This window comes from Peijinzhouia sedimentorum, from assembly GCF_049340005.1.
Lineage (GTDB): Bacteria > Bacteroidota > Bacteroidia > Cytophagales > Cyclobacteriaceae > CAXBDP01.
This window is the reverse complement of sequence record NZ_JBMPIY010000005.1, coordinates 92,533-109,480: the sequence shown is the minus strand read 5'-3', so window position 1 is coordinate 109,480 and position 16,948 is coordinate 92,533. Positions and strand designations below refer to the sequence as shown.

General features: G+C 33.1%; 14 protein-coding genes. 13 read left to right on the top strand and 1 reads right to left on the bottom strand.

What is annotated here, in order from left to right; all coding sequences use genetic code 11:
* Positions 1 to 351 precede the first annotated feature (351 nt).
* The 4 genes from ACOXY8_RS09270 (at position 352) to ACOXY8_RS09255 (ending at position 4,133) form a co-directional block, all read left to right on the top strand.
* A complete protein-coding gene (locus ACOXY8_RS09270) occupies positions 352 to 966 on the top strand; it encodes a DUF6088 family protein (protein ID WP_458331297.1) in 615 nt (204 codons plus the stop codon).
* Positions 959 to 1,999, top strand: a complete 1,041-nt coding sequence (locus ACOXY8_RS09265; protein ID WP_458331296.1) for a nucleotidyl transferase AbiEii/AbiGii toxin family protein — start codon at positions 959 to 961, stop codon at positions 1,997 to 1,999. Before ACOXY8_RS09270 ends, ACOXY8_RS09265 begins: the two co-directional genes overlap by 8 nt.
* A gap of 398 nt (positions 2,000 to 2,397) precedes the next feature.
* Positions 2,398 to 3,681, top strand: coding sequence for a phage integrase SAM-like domain-containing protein (locus ACOXY8_RS09260; protein WP_458331295.1), 1,284 nt, complete (start codon positions 2,398 to 2,400; stop codon positions 3,679 to 3,681).
* Between the two features lie 98 nt (positions 3,682 to 3,779).
* Positions 3,780 to 4,133, top strand: coding sequence for a hypothetical protein (locus tag ACOXY8_RS09255; protein ID WP_458331294.1), 354 nt, complete (start codon positions 3,780 to 3,782; stop codon positions 4,131 to 4,133).
* A gap of 514 nt (positions 4,134 to 4,647) precedes the next feature.
* On the opposite strand, the gene ACOXY8_RS09250 is transcribed toward ACOXY8_RS09255, so the two are convergent.
* Positions 4,648 to 5,568, bottom strand: coding sequence for an IS256 family transposase, variant Zn-binding type (locus tag ACOXY8_RS09250; protein ID WP_458331391.1), 921 nt, complete (start codon positions 5,566 to 5,568; stop codon positions 4,648 to 4,650).
* A gap of 396 nt (positions 5,569 to 5,964) precedes the next feature.
* Here ACOXY8_RS09250 and ACOXY8_RS09245 point away from each other — a divergent pair, with 396 nt between their 5' ends.
* The 9 genes from ACOXY8_RS09245 to ACOXY8_RS09205 all read left to right on the top strand — a co-directional run bounded on the left by ACOXY8_RS09245 (position 5,965) and on the right by ACOXY8_RS09205 (position 16,946).
* Entirely contained in the window at positions 5,965 to 6,270 is a 306-nt protein-coding gene (locus ACOXY8_RS09245) for a hypothetical protein (RefSeq protein WP_458331293.1), read from the top strand.
* Between the two features lie 12 nt (positions 6,271 to 6,282).
* Positions 6,283 to 6,585 carry a hypothetical protein gene (locus tag ACOXY8_RS09240; protein ID WP_458331292.1) on the top strand — a complete coding sequence of 101 codons (303 nt, stop codon included), beginning with the start codon at positions 6,283 to 6,285 and terminating at the stop codon, positions 6,583 to 6,585.
* A 724-nt stretch (positions 6,586 to 7,309) separates the two neighbouring features.
* Positions 7,310 to 8,446: a hypothetical protein gene (locus tag ACOXY8_RS09235; protein WP_458331291.1), complete on the top strand. Its 1,137-nt coding sequence runs from the start codon at positions 7,310 to 7,312 to the stop codon at positions 8,444 to 8,446.
* A 122-nt stretch (positions 8,447 to 8,568) separates the two neighbouring features.
* Positions 8,569 to 8,859: a helix-turn-helix domain-containing protein gene (locus ACOXY8_RS09230; RefSeq protein ID WP_458331290.1), complete on the top strand. Its 291-nt coding sequence runs from the start codon at positions 8,569 to 8,571 to the stop codon at positions 8,857 to 8,859.
* Positions 8,860 to 9,027: 168 nt separating this feature from the next.
* Entirely contained in the window at positions 9,028 to 10,218 is a 1,191-nt protein-coding gene (locus tag ACOXY8_RS09225; protein ID WP_458331289.1) for a hypothetical protein, read from the top strand.
* Between the two features lie 120 nt (positions 10,219 to 10,338).
* Positions 10,339 to 11,673: a DUF6371 domain-containing protein gene (locus tag ACOXY8_RS09220; protein WP_458331288.1), complete on the top strand. Its 1,335-nt coding sequence runs from the start codon at positions 10,339 to 10,341 to the stop codon at positions 11,671 to 11,673.
* A gap of 511 nt (positions 11,674 to 12,184) precedes the next feature.
* The gene (locus ACOXY8_RS09215; protein WP_458331287.1) at positions 12,185 to 13,438 is read left to right on the top strand and encodes a DNA cytosine methyltransferase; all 1,254 of its coding nucleotides are present in this window, start codon (positions 12,185 to 12,187) and stop codon (positions 13,436 to 13,438) included.
* On the top strand, positions 13,432 to 15,660 hold the full coding sequence (locus ACOXY8_RS09210; protein ID WP_458331286.1) for an ATP-binding protein: 2,229 nt from the start codon (positions 13,432 to 13,434) through the stop codon (positions 15,658 to 15,660). The genes ACOXY8_RS09215 and ACOXY8_RS09210 overlap by 7 nt, the downstream gene beginning before the upstream one ends.
* Entirely contained in the window at positions 15,657 to 16,946 is a 1,290-nt protein-coding gene (locus ACOXY8_RS09205; RefSeq protein WP_458331285.1) for a hypothetical protein, read from the top strand. Before ACOXY8_RS09210 ends, ACOXY8_RS09205 begins: the two co-directional genes overlap by 4 nt.
* The last annotated feature ends 2 nt before the right edge of the window (positions 16,947 to 16,948 follow it).

Here is a 16,948-nt window from a genome sequence, read left to right as displayed (position 1 = left end):
TTGCAAACCACTCCAATTTAGCATCTGAGATATTTGCTCATTCATTTTGATAAAATGGAAATTGAGCGTGTGAGGTGATAATTAATACCTCTAGAGGATATAAGATTGATATAACAGAATCATTTATGTCGATGATAATTCATTGGTCTTGCAAAAGAAATTTGCTCAGAGCAGAAGCGTTGAAAATCAAAGGTGGTAAGAAGTCTCAGTTGGAAAAATATTAAAATTCGGAAGCCGATTGGTGATGGAGACGGTAATTAGGCAATTCTGGTTGTTACAAAATTTGTGACAACAAACAAACATAATGTGTCGCAAATATTTGCTATTATTGCGACATAATAAATACTAATTATGTTACAAAGCATTGATGATAAAATACTTATAAAAATAAAGAAAGCGAGTAAGGGTTCGCTATTCTTTGTTGATGACTTTGTATATCTAGGAAGTGCTAAAGCCGTTGCAAAAGCATTAGAACGTTTGGTGCAAAGAGAAGAACTCCACCGGGTTGCAAGGGGTATTTATTCCCGCTTGGCGGTAGATCCAATTTTAGGACTATTAAAGCCAAGTACAGAAAAAATTGCCGAAGCCATTCGCAGAAGAGATAACGCAAGGATAGTACCTACAGGTGGTTTAGCCTTAAATGCTTTGGGGCTTTCTACGCAAGTGCCGATAAATGTGGTGTACTATACAGATGGTTCGGCAAGAAAAATAGATTTGGGAAAAAGGAAGATTGTATTTAAGAAGACCACTCCGAGGAATTTAGCAACTATAGGTAAAATTAGCACTTTGGTTATACAAGCACTAAAGGAATTAGGAAAAGATAAAGCAACTGAAGATGAGATAAAAATCATCTTGGAGCATCTAAAAAAAGAAGAACCCTACCGCTTAGAACATGACATCAAATTAGCCCCTGAATGGATTAGAATCATTATGCGTAAAGCTTTAAACACAAATAATAATGATTAAATGGTTAAATATTCCTGAAAGCACCAAACGAAATGCCTATGTACAAATAGCTGAACAAACCGGCATGTCAGCCTTTGCTGTAGAGAAAGATTGGTGGGTAAGTCGCACCTTGGAAATCATTTTTCAGATGGATATAGCCAAACATTTGGTATTCAAAGGTGGCACATCGCTAAGTAAAGCATGGAAATTGATACATCGCTTCTCAGAAGATATAGATTTGGCGATTGACAAGGAATTTTTTGAAGGTTATCAAGGGGATATTTCTAAATCAAAAATTACCAAGCTAAGAAAGGTTGCAGGAATTTATACCACAGGGACTTTCTTTGAAGAATTGCAAAAAGAGTTTCAAGAAAAAGGCTTTAATGCGCTTAAATTTAAAGTGATTGATGCAAAAGACAGTGACCAGGATCCGAGAATTATTGAAATATACTATCCAAATATTATATCCAAACCTACCGAATATATATTACCTCGGGTTCAAATAGAAGTGAGCTGTAGGTCTTTAAGAGAACCATTTTCTATCCAAACTTTTGGCTCATTGGTAGATGAAGTGTATGTAGATAAAGACTTTGCTGAGCCATTATTTCAAGTCCCTACAGTAAATCCTGAACGCACTTTTTTAGAAAAGTTATTCCTACTACATGAAGAATTTCACCGTCCAGAAGAAAAAATAAGAGTGGATAGATTGAGTAGGCATTTATACGATGTATATTATCTCTCCAAAGCTGGGATAGCTAAAAAAATAGTCAATGATAAAAAATTGTACGAAACAATTGTCGCCCACCGATACAAGTTCTCAAGAGTTGGTGAAGTAGATTACAATAATCATCATCCCAAAACTTTGAATCCCATTCCTCCACAAGATGTGATAACCAATTGGAAAGCTGATTACGCCAAAATGAAGGAAGATATGATATACGAAGAAAGCAAGCCTTCTTTTGATGACCTGATAAATAATTTAATAGATTTAAGAACCCAACTTCAAGCGGTTAATTGGGAGTTTGAACTAATATTTCCCATTCCTATTTCCTAATTGAATAACACATAATTGGATGATTGTTTTTTACGACAGCAACAAATAGGCTAAGGAAATATTTCACTTGGTTGCTTCATTGAAACCCTATTCACCTAACAAACTGTCTGTCTGAAAACTGAGAAAGGAGCGTGTATTTTCTGATAACACATCCGCCAAAAAAGAAAACCCTCTCTACAGTATGTAAAGAGGGTTTTTGGTAGCCCGTAGGGGGCTACAACCTTTTAATTTCATTTTATTTCAATTTACTATAAAGCATTTATTTACAATAGTTTACAACATTTTATAGTAAGATGAGATTCAGAATAATTAAAAGACATTAAAGAAAACCATCCACGAAACCATCCACGAGATATTTTTTGATTATCTTTAGGTACCCAACCAAAAGAAAGATAATCATGGCAAAATTCACTCTCTACCTTAGAGAACCCAAAGCAGAAAAAGAAAGTCCGATTCAACTCGTTATATGGCACCAAAACAAGCAGCTTAAAATATCTACTGGAAAATCTATCCACCCTAGGTTTTGGAATAAAGCAGAACAGCAAGCCCGATTAGTAAAGGACTTTCCTCAGGGTAAAATTTTCAATCAGATTTTAGACTACATAAAAGAATCAGCTAAAAAATGTTTAATTGATATTGAGAAGGAATTGCAGAGGCCTCCAACCGCGAAAGAGCTCAAAGAGGAAATTATAAAGGCTATTAATCCGGATGCTCCTCAACCGAATAGTGAATCTGCTACCAAGCCCAAATTCATGGAACTGTTTGCCAGGTTTATTAAAGAATCAGAAACAGGAGAAAGATTGAAAGATACAGGAGAAAGATTTACTCAATTAACAATTAAAAAATACAGAACTACAGAAACACGACTAAAAGAGTTTGGCCGAAAATACTTTCTAGACTTTGACACCATTGACCAAAATTTCTACAAGAAATTTCTACAGTTTCTCAATAAACATAACTACAAACCCAATACCATTGGAAAATATATACAGGTAGTTAAAACTTTCATGAAATACGCCACGGAAAATGGCTACAATTCAAACATGAGTTTTCAAAAATCCACTTTTAAGGTTTTCTCAATTACTGGTTTCTCAATATACTTGAATGAGGAGGAAATTGCAGAGCTTTGGAGCCTCGATCTGTCCACCGACAAGAGATTGGAGCCTATAAGGGATTTATTCATTGTAGGGTGCTATACAGGCCTCAGGTATAGCGATTTTTCACGATTAAATGAGAAACATATTGAGGATGGCTTTTTCAGAATTAAAACCTTGAAAACGGCACAACCTGTCATTATTCCTGTCCATCCTATTGTAGAGGAAATAATGACCAGAAATGAGGGACTACCAAAAGCAATAAGTAACCAAAAGACCAACCAATATTTGAAAGAAGTTACTGCAATGGTGCCAAGCCTACAGCAAATTATCGAAGTGGATCAAGTAGAGGGAGGACAGAAAATCAATCGTAAAATCCCTAAATGGCAATTAGTAACCACCCATACGGCAAGACGGTCATTTGCTACCAATATATACAAACAAGGATTGATGACTTCATTTGATATCATGCAAATAACAGGTCATAAGACAGAACAGGCCTTTTTGAAATATATCAAAGTGACACCGGAGGAGGCCGCGAAAAGACTACAGAACGTTTGGAGAGATACTTATTTACAAGTAGTTTGACATGAGTAAAAAATTCTGGACACTTCACAAATAAGCCAAGGGCTTAAGGATGATGCAGAAAGAACTTATAGAGAATTTTTTTTCAAAACACTAATATTGTGCTCTCCTTTCCTCAAATATCAGGTTTAAAATTCAAATTAATACAAAATGAAAAAGACAGAACCACAGAAGCCACATACGACAAATCCACGGAAACAATCAAAACCGTCAAATCCCAAGATTTCGCAAAAGGTAAATCAAATAGCGAAATCCTTAAAGGAACGAAAAATCTCAACGGTTTGCGAAGATTATTCGTTCACGAGATTCAACATTATGTGCAGGGATTAGAAGGTTTTGGCAGAGGCGGAAATCTATTACCAAGTGTCCATGAAAAGGTGAAAATGAAGAACACCTTATGCAAAATAGGGAGCTTAAGGAGAGAATGGCAGGACTCAAATAAAGCCAATAAGTAGAGATTTTAGGATATGTTAAGAACTGTTTCAGTCAATGGTATGGCAGAATTTGTAAGACCTGCTTTTTAACTGATGCAACCATTCACGGTTAAAGCCTAAAGATGGACTCTCAACCTGGTAGCTAGATAATTATAATTTATTCGCCTTCGGTAATCATAAATCGTTAAAGAGGTTATCTATACTTTTGAGATACAATTAATTAATTTTAGTCAACTAGTTAGTAGTTGAACACAGAATTTAAAGTTAATAACTAGTTAATATTTAAGTGTAAAACCTTTCGGTTGATTGATTAATTAGTAGCTATTCAAAATGGTTAAATAAGGTAATGTACTGAAAAATAGTTGGTGACTTTTAACTTAATATTCCGTGATATCCGCCGCTGACCTGAAGAGGAAATAAGCTCTGGTGGAGACCAACTTATCAGCAATAAGGTCAGTGCATAAACGAAAAAAGAGGTCTGGTAAAATTCTGCCAGACCTTCCTTTTTTTTGGTATGCTTCATGGCTAGAAAAACTCATTTTTTATTGGATAGATATATGTACCATTTAATGAAGTCTATCCTGTGCTGCAAGCTCAGGCCGCGATGAACATCTAGATGGTTTTTCAAGTGGCTAAAGTAACCTTCGATTCCATTTGTAGTAAAGGGTATTTTTGGATTGATCAAGTAATGAAACATATTAGGTAAGGCTCTTTTTATCGTTTGATAGGATCTTCTTAGTAGCCTGTGTGTGAACCAATATCTCCCTGTTTCTGGTTGATACGTTTTTTCATTGAGATAGTCTTTATGGCGTTGATACCATTGTTCAAGAGCTCTTGTCCAGGCAAGTTGATCGTTTGCTGTTTTGATTTTGAGTAAGAGCAACACCAACTTACGTAGTTCTTGTCCCGCGATATGTTTTGGGTATTTTGTCAGCCAAATCAAGCACATACGCTGAATATGCACCAAACAGCGCTGTACAGTCACATCAGGAAGAACGTTTTTTATGGCTTTCAAAATACTTTTATGCCCATCGGTGGTAATACTTTCCAAGTGAATTCCTAAGCGAATAAGATTGTCTAGATCTTCTTTGATTTCTTCATAATGTTCTCCACTAGAAAAGCGTATCAGCTGCGTATAACCATCTTCATTGTCTTGATAGCAGACCACGCAAAACCGTTTAAAGTAGGTAGCGTCTATTCTTAGATTTACTTCCTTCCGCTTGATGATTTTGACCGAAGGAGAACGAGAAAGATATGTGTAAAATACCTTTTGGAGCGTGTCTTTAGAAAGGCCACTATCTCGACAAAGATGGGTAAAAGTCTGCCGCTCAAGTACCCATTTTCTAAACCATACAAACCGATTTCGAAGGGTTTGCTCTTTGGAGTTTCGGGTAGAAAAAATACCGCAGTTTTTACATTTAAAACGCTGCTTCCCTGCTTGCTTTCCCCATCGAATTACATCTAAACTTCCGCATGCCCAGCATCTACTTTTTTTTGAGTTTTCATATACAAAAAAAGTTTACTGAAACCGCTTTCAGTAAACTCTTCGTAACTTATTGATAGTCAAAGCCGCTAGAGAGGTTTCACCAACTATTTTTCAGTATAATGCCTTAAATAAAAATTTAATTTTATAATATATTTATGATGAGATTTGTTTTAATAGAACATAGTTACTCCTCAAGTAAGTCTATTTGAACGGTAAATTTATTTCTTTATTTTTACTTGCAATAATAGCTTCCATGTCTTTGACATTTCATTCAGATACGAAGTTCAGCATTTGAGTTTATGAAAACCTTATAAGGGTTAAAAAAATAGGTCTTTCAAAAAGAAAATTATATTAAATATAGTCATCATGGAAGTATTTAAAATTTGGACAGAATCGATATTAAGTAATATCCCATTATTTATTTACTTTGGATTTACTTTTATACTTTTTTTTATTTATGCCATTCAGTATCCTTCAGTAAAAAATATTTTAGAGAAAGAAAAGTACAAACGTAAACACACCGAAGAAAGAGTGGATGAATTAAGAGATACTGTTAAAAAAAGAAATAATTACATTAAAAGTCTTAGAGAACAAATAGAATGTATGACTGGCGACTCCGATTACTTTGTCCATTTTGACGAATTTGAAGATGAATATTATGGTGATTTATAAATAAATACAATCATGACTGAATTTGAATTTTGGATAGATTTTATAATAAGTACTATCCCATTACTCATTTGCTTAGTAATTCTTTTAATTACAGTTAATTATGCTTTGCTATATTTTTCAGCAAAAGGTGATTTAGAGAAAGAAAAGTACCTACATAAAAGCACCAAACAAAGAGAGGTTGAATTAAGGATTATTGCTGAAAAAAGGAAAATGTATATCAATCGTCTTAGGAAAGAAATAAAGACAATAATTGGCGACGCAGATTACCCTCTTTATCTTGAAAAATTTGAGGATGAGGATTATAATGATTTTTAATTAATTCAGAAATAGAAGCCGATGGTCAATGATGCTAAATACAAGCAATAATATATTGTCAGTAGAGACTTCTGGGATATCTGCCAAATGGTGGGTTATTGAAGACTAATCTCAATAAGAAAAAGGGGCGACTACAATAACTCAGACCACATTATGGATTGCTTAAATATATATCCAGATCAAACAACTGGCAATGATAATCTGGAAGGAATTGAAAGGGGGAACTTCACTGATAAAACAATCGCTGATTGTGAGAAGGTTTTATAAGTTAGGTGTTAAGTCACCTGTTAAACTAAATTAGAAATTAAAAGCGATAATAAGATAAGGTAAGAACTGTTTGAGTCAATTATTTAGTAAAGAAGTTAGGCAGCCAAGTCTTTTACAAGTATATCAACCAATGTATCCTATATAACAGAGAGTTCAGTTACTTTTTTTTGTCTTCGGTTTGATTTGCCTCTCATACATAGGTTCGTCCTCTATTATCACGTTCATCCCTTGCTTTGCGTACTGCAACATAAGTTTTTCGTTTTGCTTTTGTCGCTTCCTCCAGTCTCCAGCAAGCTGTCCCAGAGTTTCTTTTTTGTGAAAGGTTATTTTTTTCATAATAGGCTTCAGATTTACTAAACTACCCAATACTCTTTTGGAAACATTGGATTAAAGGATAATATCAGGCAAAAGACAAAATTTCCTTATTTTGTCCTTGAAACAATTTAAAAAATTGATTATGAAGAAGAAGAATAAAATTAGCCCATCTATCGAGGAAATGAAAGGTTGGTTTTATGTGCATAGTGATGTAGCTGCATTTACTAGCTACATGATTGCAGATGATCCATTTGGCAAAAATAGAGACTTCAATGAAGCATGCTTTAATGAGGCCTATAATACTTTATTGAATGCACTATCCATTATTGCTACTTCTGAAGTGAAAAATATGCTCAATGAAGAAGGTGATGTCATTAAGGATGTTGAGATTGAGAATTTAATAAGTGGAAATGAGAATAAATTAGAAGAAAAAACAGGGTTCAAAACCTTCAGACCTGCACTAAAGGGCATCAGAATTAGTGAAAATTTCTCAGACTATAAATGGCTAGAACATTATAAATATGAAGATTATATAAAAATCAGAACACCGAAAAAGTTAAACCTGAAAGATTGGCTCGATTCAAAAAAAGCACCCTTCTTAATTAATTGGTTGGATTACCTCACTATAGTTAAACTCAGAAAAACTCTAAATCCAATATCCGAGACACGAAGGGAGGTTTCCGAATCTTTAAGACTATGGAGGGAGAACAGTAAACAAGACTTTGAAAGTACGTTAGATAAAGTCGATAAATATTTAAGCAATGAAGAATTGATTTTACCAGAAAATTGGGAGGAAGTTTATAGAGAATGGTCTGTAAACAAACTATCAAAAGAGGAAGGTCTTCCTTTAGGACGTAATTTTATAGACCATCAATATCATATAAATGATTGGTCTATTGAATATGTAAGAGAGGTAAAAGAACAAATATCCATCAACAGCATTGAGTTAAAAGTAAAAAAAGGATTAACATTTTTAGAAAAAAAGTGTCCGCGGTATGATAAAATACCTGTAATGGACCAAGAATATAAAAACATTATTGAATGGGTTACTTCTTACTTTTCCAATGGTTTGATAGTTCCAGAAATTAATTATCCAATTGTCAAAGTGGAGACTAATAAAACTTTTATTTCATGGAATTTTAAACAGCTATACAAGAATATCCGAGACCAAGAAAAACTACCTAAAAGTCTCTTTGAATTAGTCCTTGCGATTTTTCCAAAAAAGTATAAAATAACCGATTTTGAGAATTTTATAAAGACTAGAAACCCATATCATTAAAATTTCTCACTGAATTCCAACACTTTAAGTCTTAGCGCATTTTTAGCGCAAAATCGCATTTTTAGCGCACGACTGACGCATTTCAAATTATCAGATTTGTCTAAACTAATCAAATAAGATAAATGAAAGCTAACCAGTTAATATTTTCGACATTCACTCCAGAGGAAATAAAAGGAATGATTGATTCCGCAGTTAAAGATGCTATCACATTGATGCCAAACAATGCAAGCCTTGAGCCTGAAACAATACTAAGCAGAAAAGAAGCTGCAGAAATTTTAAAAATCAGTCTCGTAAGTTTAAATGACTGGACCCGGAGAGGACTACTACAATCTTATTCAATTGGCGGGAGGGTTTATTATAAAGCAAAAGAATTAGAAGCCTCTTTGCACAAAACAAAAACAGTCAAATACTAATCCTATGACAGCCATAAAAAAAATGGCACCAATCGGAATAGTTCCCTTTGATGCCACCCTCTGTTTGAGTCTCCAATCAAAAACAGTACATAAATATACGGAAATACCACGAAATATTTCAATTCTAGACCATGAAATAAATCAGTTCGGGCAGGAGGCCGTTTTGTTATGAAAACGGATTTGAACCCTCAATTTGATGATCTTAATAAGCCGGAAACCATTATTAAGCACGTAGATGACCTGAAAGAAACAAAACATTCAAAAAACCTCACCACACTTATTGCCACTCATGAAAAATTAAAAGAGTTAAAAGCAAAGGACATTAAATTTTCAGAACCAGTTTTAAGGCAGGGTGAAAATGCAGTAATATTTCCACATACTATAAATGTAATTCAAGGACAAGCAGGTGTGCATAAAAGTAGGTTAGCCGAAAATATTTGCGCTTCATTACTCAAGTTGAAAGGAAATCAAAACGAACTACTTGGATTTAACCGCTTGAATATTGATCAAACCCATACAATCGTATATGTAGATACGGAAAGGAACTTATTTGAACAGTTACCTTTTGCATTACAATCAATTCAATTAAAAGCTGGGTATGATAAAACTGACCACCCAATAAACTTTGAGTACATAAGTTTATTGCAAATTAATCGAAAAGAAAGATTTTCTGCTTTAGACGAATACTTAAATTATTTAAAGAAGATCACCGACAACCCTTTATTTATTGTACTCGATGTATCAACCGACTGTATTGAGGATTTTAACAAAACTGATAAGAGCATGGAGCTTATAGACCTTATGAATATGGCTATCAATGAGCATAATGTTATTTTCCTTTGCCTCATACACGAAAACCCAAAAAGTGATAAAGCAAGAGGGCATTTTGGTACTGAATTAATGAATAAAGCAAGTACTGTAATTCAAGTCGGATTTGAAAAGGATGCCAATCAAAATGATACTGAAATAATTAGAGTGAAGTATCTGAAATGCAGAAGTACTGCAAGGCATACACCATTCTATATGAAATACTGTAATGAAGCAAAAGGACTTATTCTAGCCGATGCAGGAGAGGTTTCAACAGTAGTCAATAACAGAAAACATAAAGCACGAAACGAGGATATAATCGAATTTATTGAAATGTATTTGGGTGATGGGACTACAATTACTAGAGGCGAACTCATTGATAAGCTATGCAAGAATTTTCAAGCTAGTCCTCGCACTATTGAAGATAGATTAAAGGAAATTATAGGTTCTAATATTGAAATTCTCAATCAAAATGGAGAAAGCTGTAGGCTTTATAAAGAGGTTAAAGAAAAAACACTATACTATAAATTAGTTTCAAGTGAAGTATTTTAAAATCAACCGTTTGCAAGCTTGCAAAGCACGATTGCAAGGCGATATTGCAAATATCCTTTCACGTTTGCAAGTTTGCAATCCCTTATATAAGCCTTTGCAAATTACAAAGATGTTTAGGTAATGACTGAATACAGATACATTCTTGAAAAAGGCAGTAAAAAGCATCTTTGTCCATACTGTAATAAAAAGACGTTGGTACGGTACATTGATACGGAAACGAACAAGTATTTACCTGATCAATACGGACGATGCGACCGTGAAAGTAAATGTTCGCTCCACCTCAACCCATACTTGGATGGGTATGTAAAAGAAATACAAGGACAAGTACAGGGCGACCACTCAAAATTTACAACTAAATGGAAAGCAAGGCCTAAAAAAGCTATACCGTCCATTCAACAAAATAAACCTATAAATTTTGATACAGAAACCTACAAACAAACACTTAACCCGAAACGCTATGGTCAGAATATCTTTATTCAAAACTTGCTGAAAAACATTCCCTTTCCATTTGAAGCGAAAGCGATTGAAAAGGTTATTTCATTGTACTATTTAGGCACCATTGCGAAAGGTTACAGGAAAGGAGCCGTGACATTCCCATTTATTGATAAGGGATTAAATATTAGAGCTGTTCAGGTGAAGCAATTCGATACAAAAAACCACACTACAGGAACAGACTTTTTACACTCGATAATTGAGAAAGACCATAGGCAAAACAATAAGCCTTTTCCTGAATGGTTGGAGTCTTATTTGGCCCAAGATAAACGGGTTTCCTGTCTATTTGGTGAGCACTTACTAACGATGTTTCCAACTAACCCAATTGCATTGGTAGAAGCTCCCAAAACAGCAATATATGGAACCTTATATTTTGGGTTTCCTGAACAAGCTGAAAATCTTATTTGGATGGCTGTTTACAATAAGAGTAGTTTCTCTTTTGATAAACTCAAGGTATTGCAAGGGCGTTCTGTTTATGTATTTCCTGACTTATCTAAAGATGGTAAAACTTTTACTGAATGGCAAAATAAAGCCCTTGAGTACGAAAGTAGATTGCCTGGCACACATTTTATATTTTCAGACTTATTAGAGAAGTTAGCACCGATTGAGGATAAAAATAAAGGAAACGATCTTGGAGACTATTTGATTAAACTTGATTGTAGAAATTTCAGGACTTGGCAATCAGGGAAACAAAATCAACTACAGCTGAATAGAAATAGCGAAACACCGCAAGCAAAAGTTCTTTCCTGTATTCATTCAATCACAAAACCCGATTTCGATACATTTAAAGCCTACATCAAGGGACTACACTTTAAAGATGGGATTTTGATAAATGATCATGGATATCCGGCTACATGGGATACTACAAAAGATTGTAGAATGATAGACGAAAAAACCAAATCATTTATTATAAAGCTAGCCAGGTACCCTGAACTTCTTGAATATGTGAAGACCAATTATTAAAAATAATAAGCCTCCTTAACCTTTTTTATTTCTTCTCTTTGATAGATTCTGCCTCTTGTACATAATTTTATCCTCAACTATCAGGTGATAACCTTGTTTCTCGAACTACATGACAAGGTCTTTATTTTCCCTTTGCAGTCCCTTTCATTCAAAAGTCTTTGCTTTTTATCCAAGTCTTCCTACAAGAGATTTTAATTCTCTTTAATTTCACACCCATTGCTTATTCAAAATTTATACATTAAATTTAAAGATAAACATTGAAAAATAATAAAAACACTGCGCCTGATAAATTGGAATAAACGCAACAGTTGCGTTAATAAAAATTCTATACCTCATTGTAAAAAGATATTAACAGTGAACAAAAAGAACGACAGACATAAAATCCCAATCTCACATTCAGGAACATTTGTTTACCTAGTCGCAAAAGCGACCGCTTCGCAACCAAAAGAAAATGAATTTTCTCGATTTGACAGAATAAACAAGTAAATTTAAGGCAAAGAAAAATATTATAATGACATACAATTTCATAGACTTATTTGCGGGAGCAGGAGGACTTTCTGAGGGATTTATCCAAGCTGGTTTTGAGCCTATCTCTCACGTTGAAATTGAAAATTCAGCTTGTAATACTTTGAGAACAAGAGCGGCTTACCATTACTTGAAAACCAACAATGAATACAAAATTTATGTTTCTTATTTAAAAGGTGAGATAACTCGTGAACAGTTGTATTTAAGTGTACCTAAGGAAATCTTGAATTCTGTAATTAATCTTCCTATTGGAGATGAAAACAATGAAACTATTCACCACCAAATAAAGAAAAGCTTAGGAAAAAGAAAGGTTGACTTAATAATTGGAGGGCCTCCCTGCCAAGCTTATTCATTAGTAGGAAGATCTAGATCGAAAACAAAAATGGAGGGTGACCCAAGAAATTATCTATTTATTCAATACGCAGAATATTTAGAAAAATACAAACCGAAGTTGTTTGTATTTGAAAATGTATTGGGATTAAAGTCTGCAAAAGGTGGATACTATCTCGAAGAGATGGAAAAGATTTTTAACAAAAAAGGCTATCAAATAAAATTGCATACAGTTGAAGCAAGAAACTTTGGAGTATTACAAAACAGAAAACGAATTATCATTCTTGGTTGGCAAAAAAACGAAAATATCAGTATACCAAACTTGGAAGAAATTACAAGTGATAACAATTATTTAGTTAAAGATTTATTGGACGATTTACCTGTAATAAAAGCTGGTGAAGGAGCAGACAGATTTTTAAAATACAAAACTGAAACAACGGAATATTTAAAATCTCACGCTTTACGCAATGGTATTGATATTTTAACCCAACATATTGCAAGACCACATAGAGATCAAGATAAAGAAATTTACAAAATTGCCGTTCAGAAATGGAAGAAAAAACAGGAACGTTTAAACTACAATGATTTACCGGAAAGATTAAAGACTCATCAAAATCGCACTTCATTTTTTGATAGATTTAAAGTGGTTGCTTCTGACTTACCCTACTCGCAAACAGTAGTAGCCCATATTGCCAAAGACGGTCATTACTATATTCACCCTGATATTAAGCAAAATAGGTCAATCAGCGTAAGAGAAGCTGCTCGCCTTCAATCTTTTCCAGATGACTATTATTTTGAAGGAGAAAAGGAAGCAGCAAATAGAACAGCTGCATTTAAACAAATAGGCAATGCTGTACCACCTTTGATGGCGAAAGCGATTGCAGAGAAAATAAAAGAAATTTTATGTTAGAAGAATTTAAAGAGAAACATTTTAAGCCAAAGGCACATATTCTTACATTACTTGGAGAAGAGCTTATTAAAAGTCCAGTAATGGCAATATATGAGCTTGTTAAAAACAGCTATGATGCAGATGCTAATAAGGTTGATGTATATTTTCGGGATGTTGATAATCTGGAAAAAGCTTCGATAGTAGTGGAAGATGATGGGATTGGAATGACAAGTGAAATTGTAGAAGATGTTTGGCTTGAACCAGGCTCTGACTTTAGAAAACCTGTAAACAAAGAGGGTATAAGGGAAATATCAAAATCGCCAATTTTTAACAGAATCCCTATGGGTGAAAAAGGGGTTGGTCGATTTGCAGTTCATAAATTGAGCACCAAAATATTATTGATATCTAGACCTTTATTAATAAAACATGATGAAAATGGCAAAAAAATAATTTCAAAAGAATTAGCAGACTATGAAATCGAGTTATTTATAAACTGGAAAGACTTTAATCAATCCAGACACTTATCAGATATTCCAATTAAGTGGAAGATAAGAAAAGATAAAACAACCTTTAGATTTAAAAATGCGAGTGGAACGTATATACATTTGAGTGGCTTAAAAGAGACTTGGACTAAAGGTATGGCTAGAGATTTAAAAGGTCATACTATTTCAATGTTATCCCCTAAAGTCTCAGAATCAAATTTTAAAATAAATCTCAGTTTCGATAATCAATGGCTTACAGATTTCCCAAGTGCTAGTAACATACTAAATGAATCTCCTTTCAAATTGTACGCTCTAATAGATGATAAATATAATCTTAGCTTCGAATACGAGTTTTCTTTAAAAAACAATTCAAAAATAGGAACTAGAAAAATAAATGAAAAAGAGAACCCTTCTTTGTACGAGAAGAATATTAAAGGAAATATTAAACCATTCATAAGAAAAGAGCTAGAACAAAAAGAGTATCCAAAAGAGCAATTAGAACAAATTCTTATAGATTTTGACAAAGAAGAAAAAATACCTTTTGGCAGTTTAATGTTTGAATTAAATACTTTCGACTTAGATTCTGACTCAATGAGAGATTATACAGATGAACCACAAGTCATAAAAAAGATATTAAAAGAAAATTCAGGAATTAAGGTCTATAAAGGAGATTTAAGGGTCTTTGATTACGGTGAAAAAGGAAATGATTGGTTGGGAATTGACTTAAAAAGGGTACAAGACCCAAGTTGGTTTTCTAATAACTTGGTATTAGGATACGTTTATCTTGATTCTGAAAAATCAAGTTCTTTGGTAGAAAAGACTAACCGAGAAGGGTTCGTTGAAAACAAATCATTTCTCCTTTTTAAGCACATCCTTGATTATACCCTAATTCAATTTCAATCCGAAAGAAAGAAAGATAGAGAAAGATGGTATAGATTGAATAAAAAGAAAACTAAACTACTTTTTGATGATAAGATTAGTTTATTTAAACAGTTACTTGATGACACAGATTTAAATAATGATGAAAAAAAGAAACGTATTTTAGAAGAAGCTGAATCCATCGAAAAAAAATATGAAGAAGATAAAAAAATTCTTTTAATACCTGCTGGGGTTGGAATGACTGCTTCTGTGGCTTTACACGAAATAGAAAAATTAGTGCCTAGAATGGAAGAGACCGTTAAATCAAATCCATTAAAAAAAGAAGTCATTGCAGACCAAGTTGAAGAATTAAAACAGTACACAGAAGGGATTATTTCAGTTCTAAGAAAAGGTGGCGACAAAGATTTAGATATTAAAGAGTCTATAAATCGTGCATTTAATAACTATAAACTAAAATTATTAGATAGGAAAATTACTTATAACATTGATATAGACGAGTCAATTAAAACTCTTAAATGCGACAAACGATTTTTTATTACAGTTCTGATGAATCTTATTGATAATAGTATTTATTGGCTTGACACTGTCTATAAGGACACAAAAGAGATTTATTTAAAGACTATAAAAGAAAATGAATCAATTATCATACTAATAGCAGACAACGGCCCAGGATTTAAAGATGACATTTCAGAATTAATTAGACCATTTTTCTCCCGAAAAGCAGATGGAATTGGAATAGGTCTTTATTTAGTTGATACTATTATGCTAAAATATGGGAAATTTGATATCATATCAGACAATGAGGATGCATACGAATTAGGAATTCCATTAAAGTTTGATGGGGCAATTGTGAAATTAGTGTTTAATAAAGGACAAATATGATAAATTACCTAGAGCCGAATGTTGTTATTGTTGATGATGTTCGAGAAGAAATTCAAGGCATTTATGAGTTCTTCTCACAAAAAGGAATCGGTTGTAAAGTATTCAATCCTGATTTAGTTGATGGGGATTCATATCCCTTGTCACCATACTCTGATGTCAGTTTGATATTTTTAGATTTGCATTATTCAAATGTGTTTGATTCTGAATTATGTGCAGGTTGGGTAAGGCAAATTGTAAAGCAAAAATCATTCTTTATATTGATTATGTGGACAAAAGACCAAAGCAAAGCTATACAAGTTTCAGAACTATTAACAACACATAATTGCACTCCCTTTTTAACAATTGTAAAAAGTAAAATAGATTTTCAAGTACCTAATGAAAATAAATACAATTTTGACATATTAATCGAAGATTTAAACAGACAATTAGAAGCTACTCCTGCATTAGAAGAAATATTAATTTGGAAAAAGTCTGTTAAGCAATCCTCAAACGAAATCATAGGGAATTTGACGAAAAATCCAAACTCCCTTGTCGACAAGTTAAAGAAAGTTATAATTTCTCACGGTGGGACATCACTAAAAGAAAGTAATGACTATAAATACAAAAGAAGTATTTTGTTTGATGCCTTAGATACCGTTTTAATTTCAAATACAAAAAAGAATGTTAATACTGTAATAAGCGAGTTAAATCAACAATCTCTCTATAATCTTCAAGAAGTTAATAATTCAGATGCAGACAAAGAACTTAACAGTTGGTTTCATTTTAAAATTGACAATGAGGTTTCTCAGAGTATCATAACTCCAGGTTTAATTTCTAAAAACAATCATCGCTTTTTTAAACAACTATACTCTATTCAAGACGACCCAAAACTGATTAAACTCTTTGAAGTTCAAAATCAAAATAATATTAAAATAGAAGACATAGTATTAGTTATTTCTAGACCTTGCGACATTGCTCAAAAAAAATTTGGTAAAAATATAAAATTATTAAGCGGAATAATCATATATAATGCTTTTAGAAATCCTAGTGGAAAAAGAAAAAATGAAATTAATTTCAACAACCTCAATCTTCCCGACTCATTAAAAAAGTATGAGCACTTGTATTTTTCAGACTTGTTAAATGATGTAACAATAATGTTTGATTTCAGATACAGTTTTTCTGTTCCAGAGAAAATATTTTTAGACAGATTTGAGAATATTAAAATCTTTAACAAGGAGCTACTTTCAGAAATACAAGTTGAATATAGTAGTTATTCTAGTAGACTTGGGATAACACAAATACTTTAACA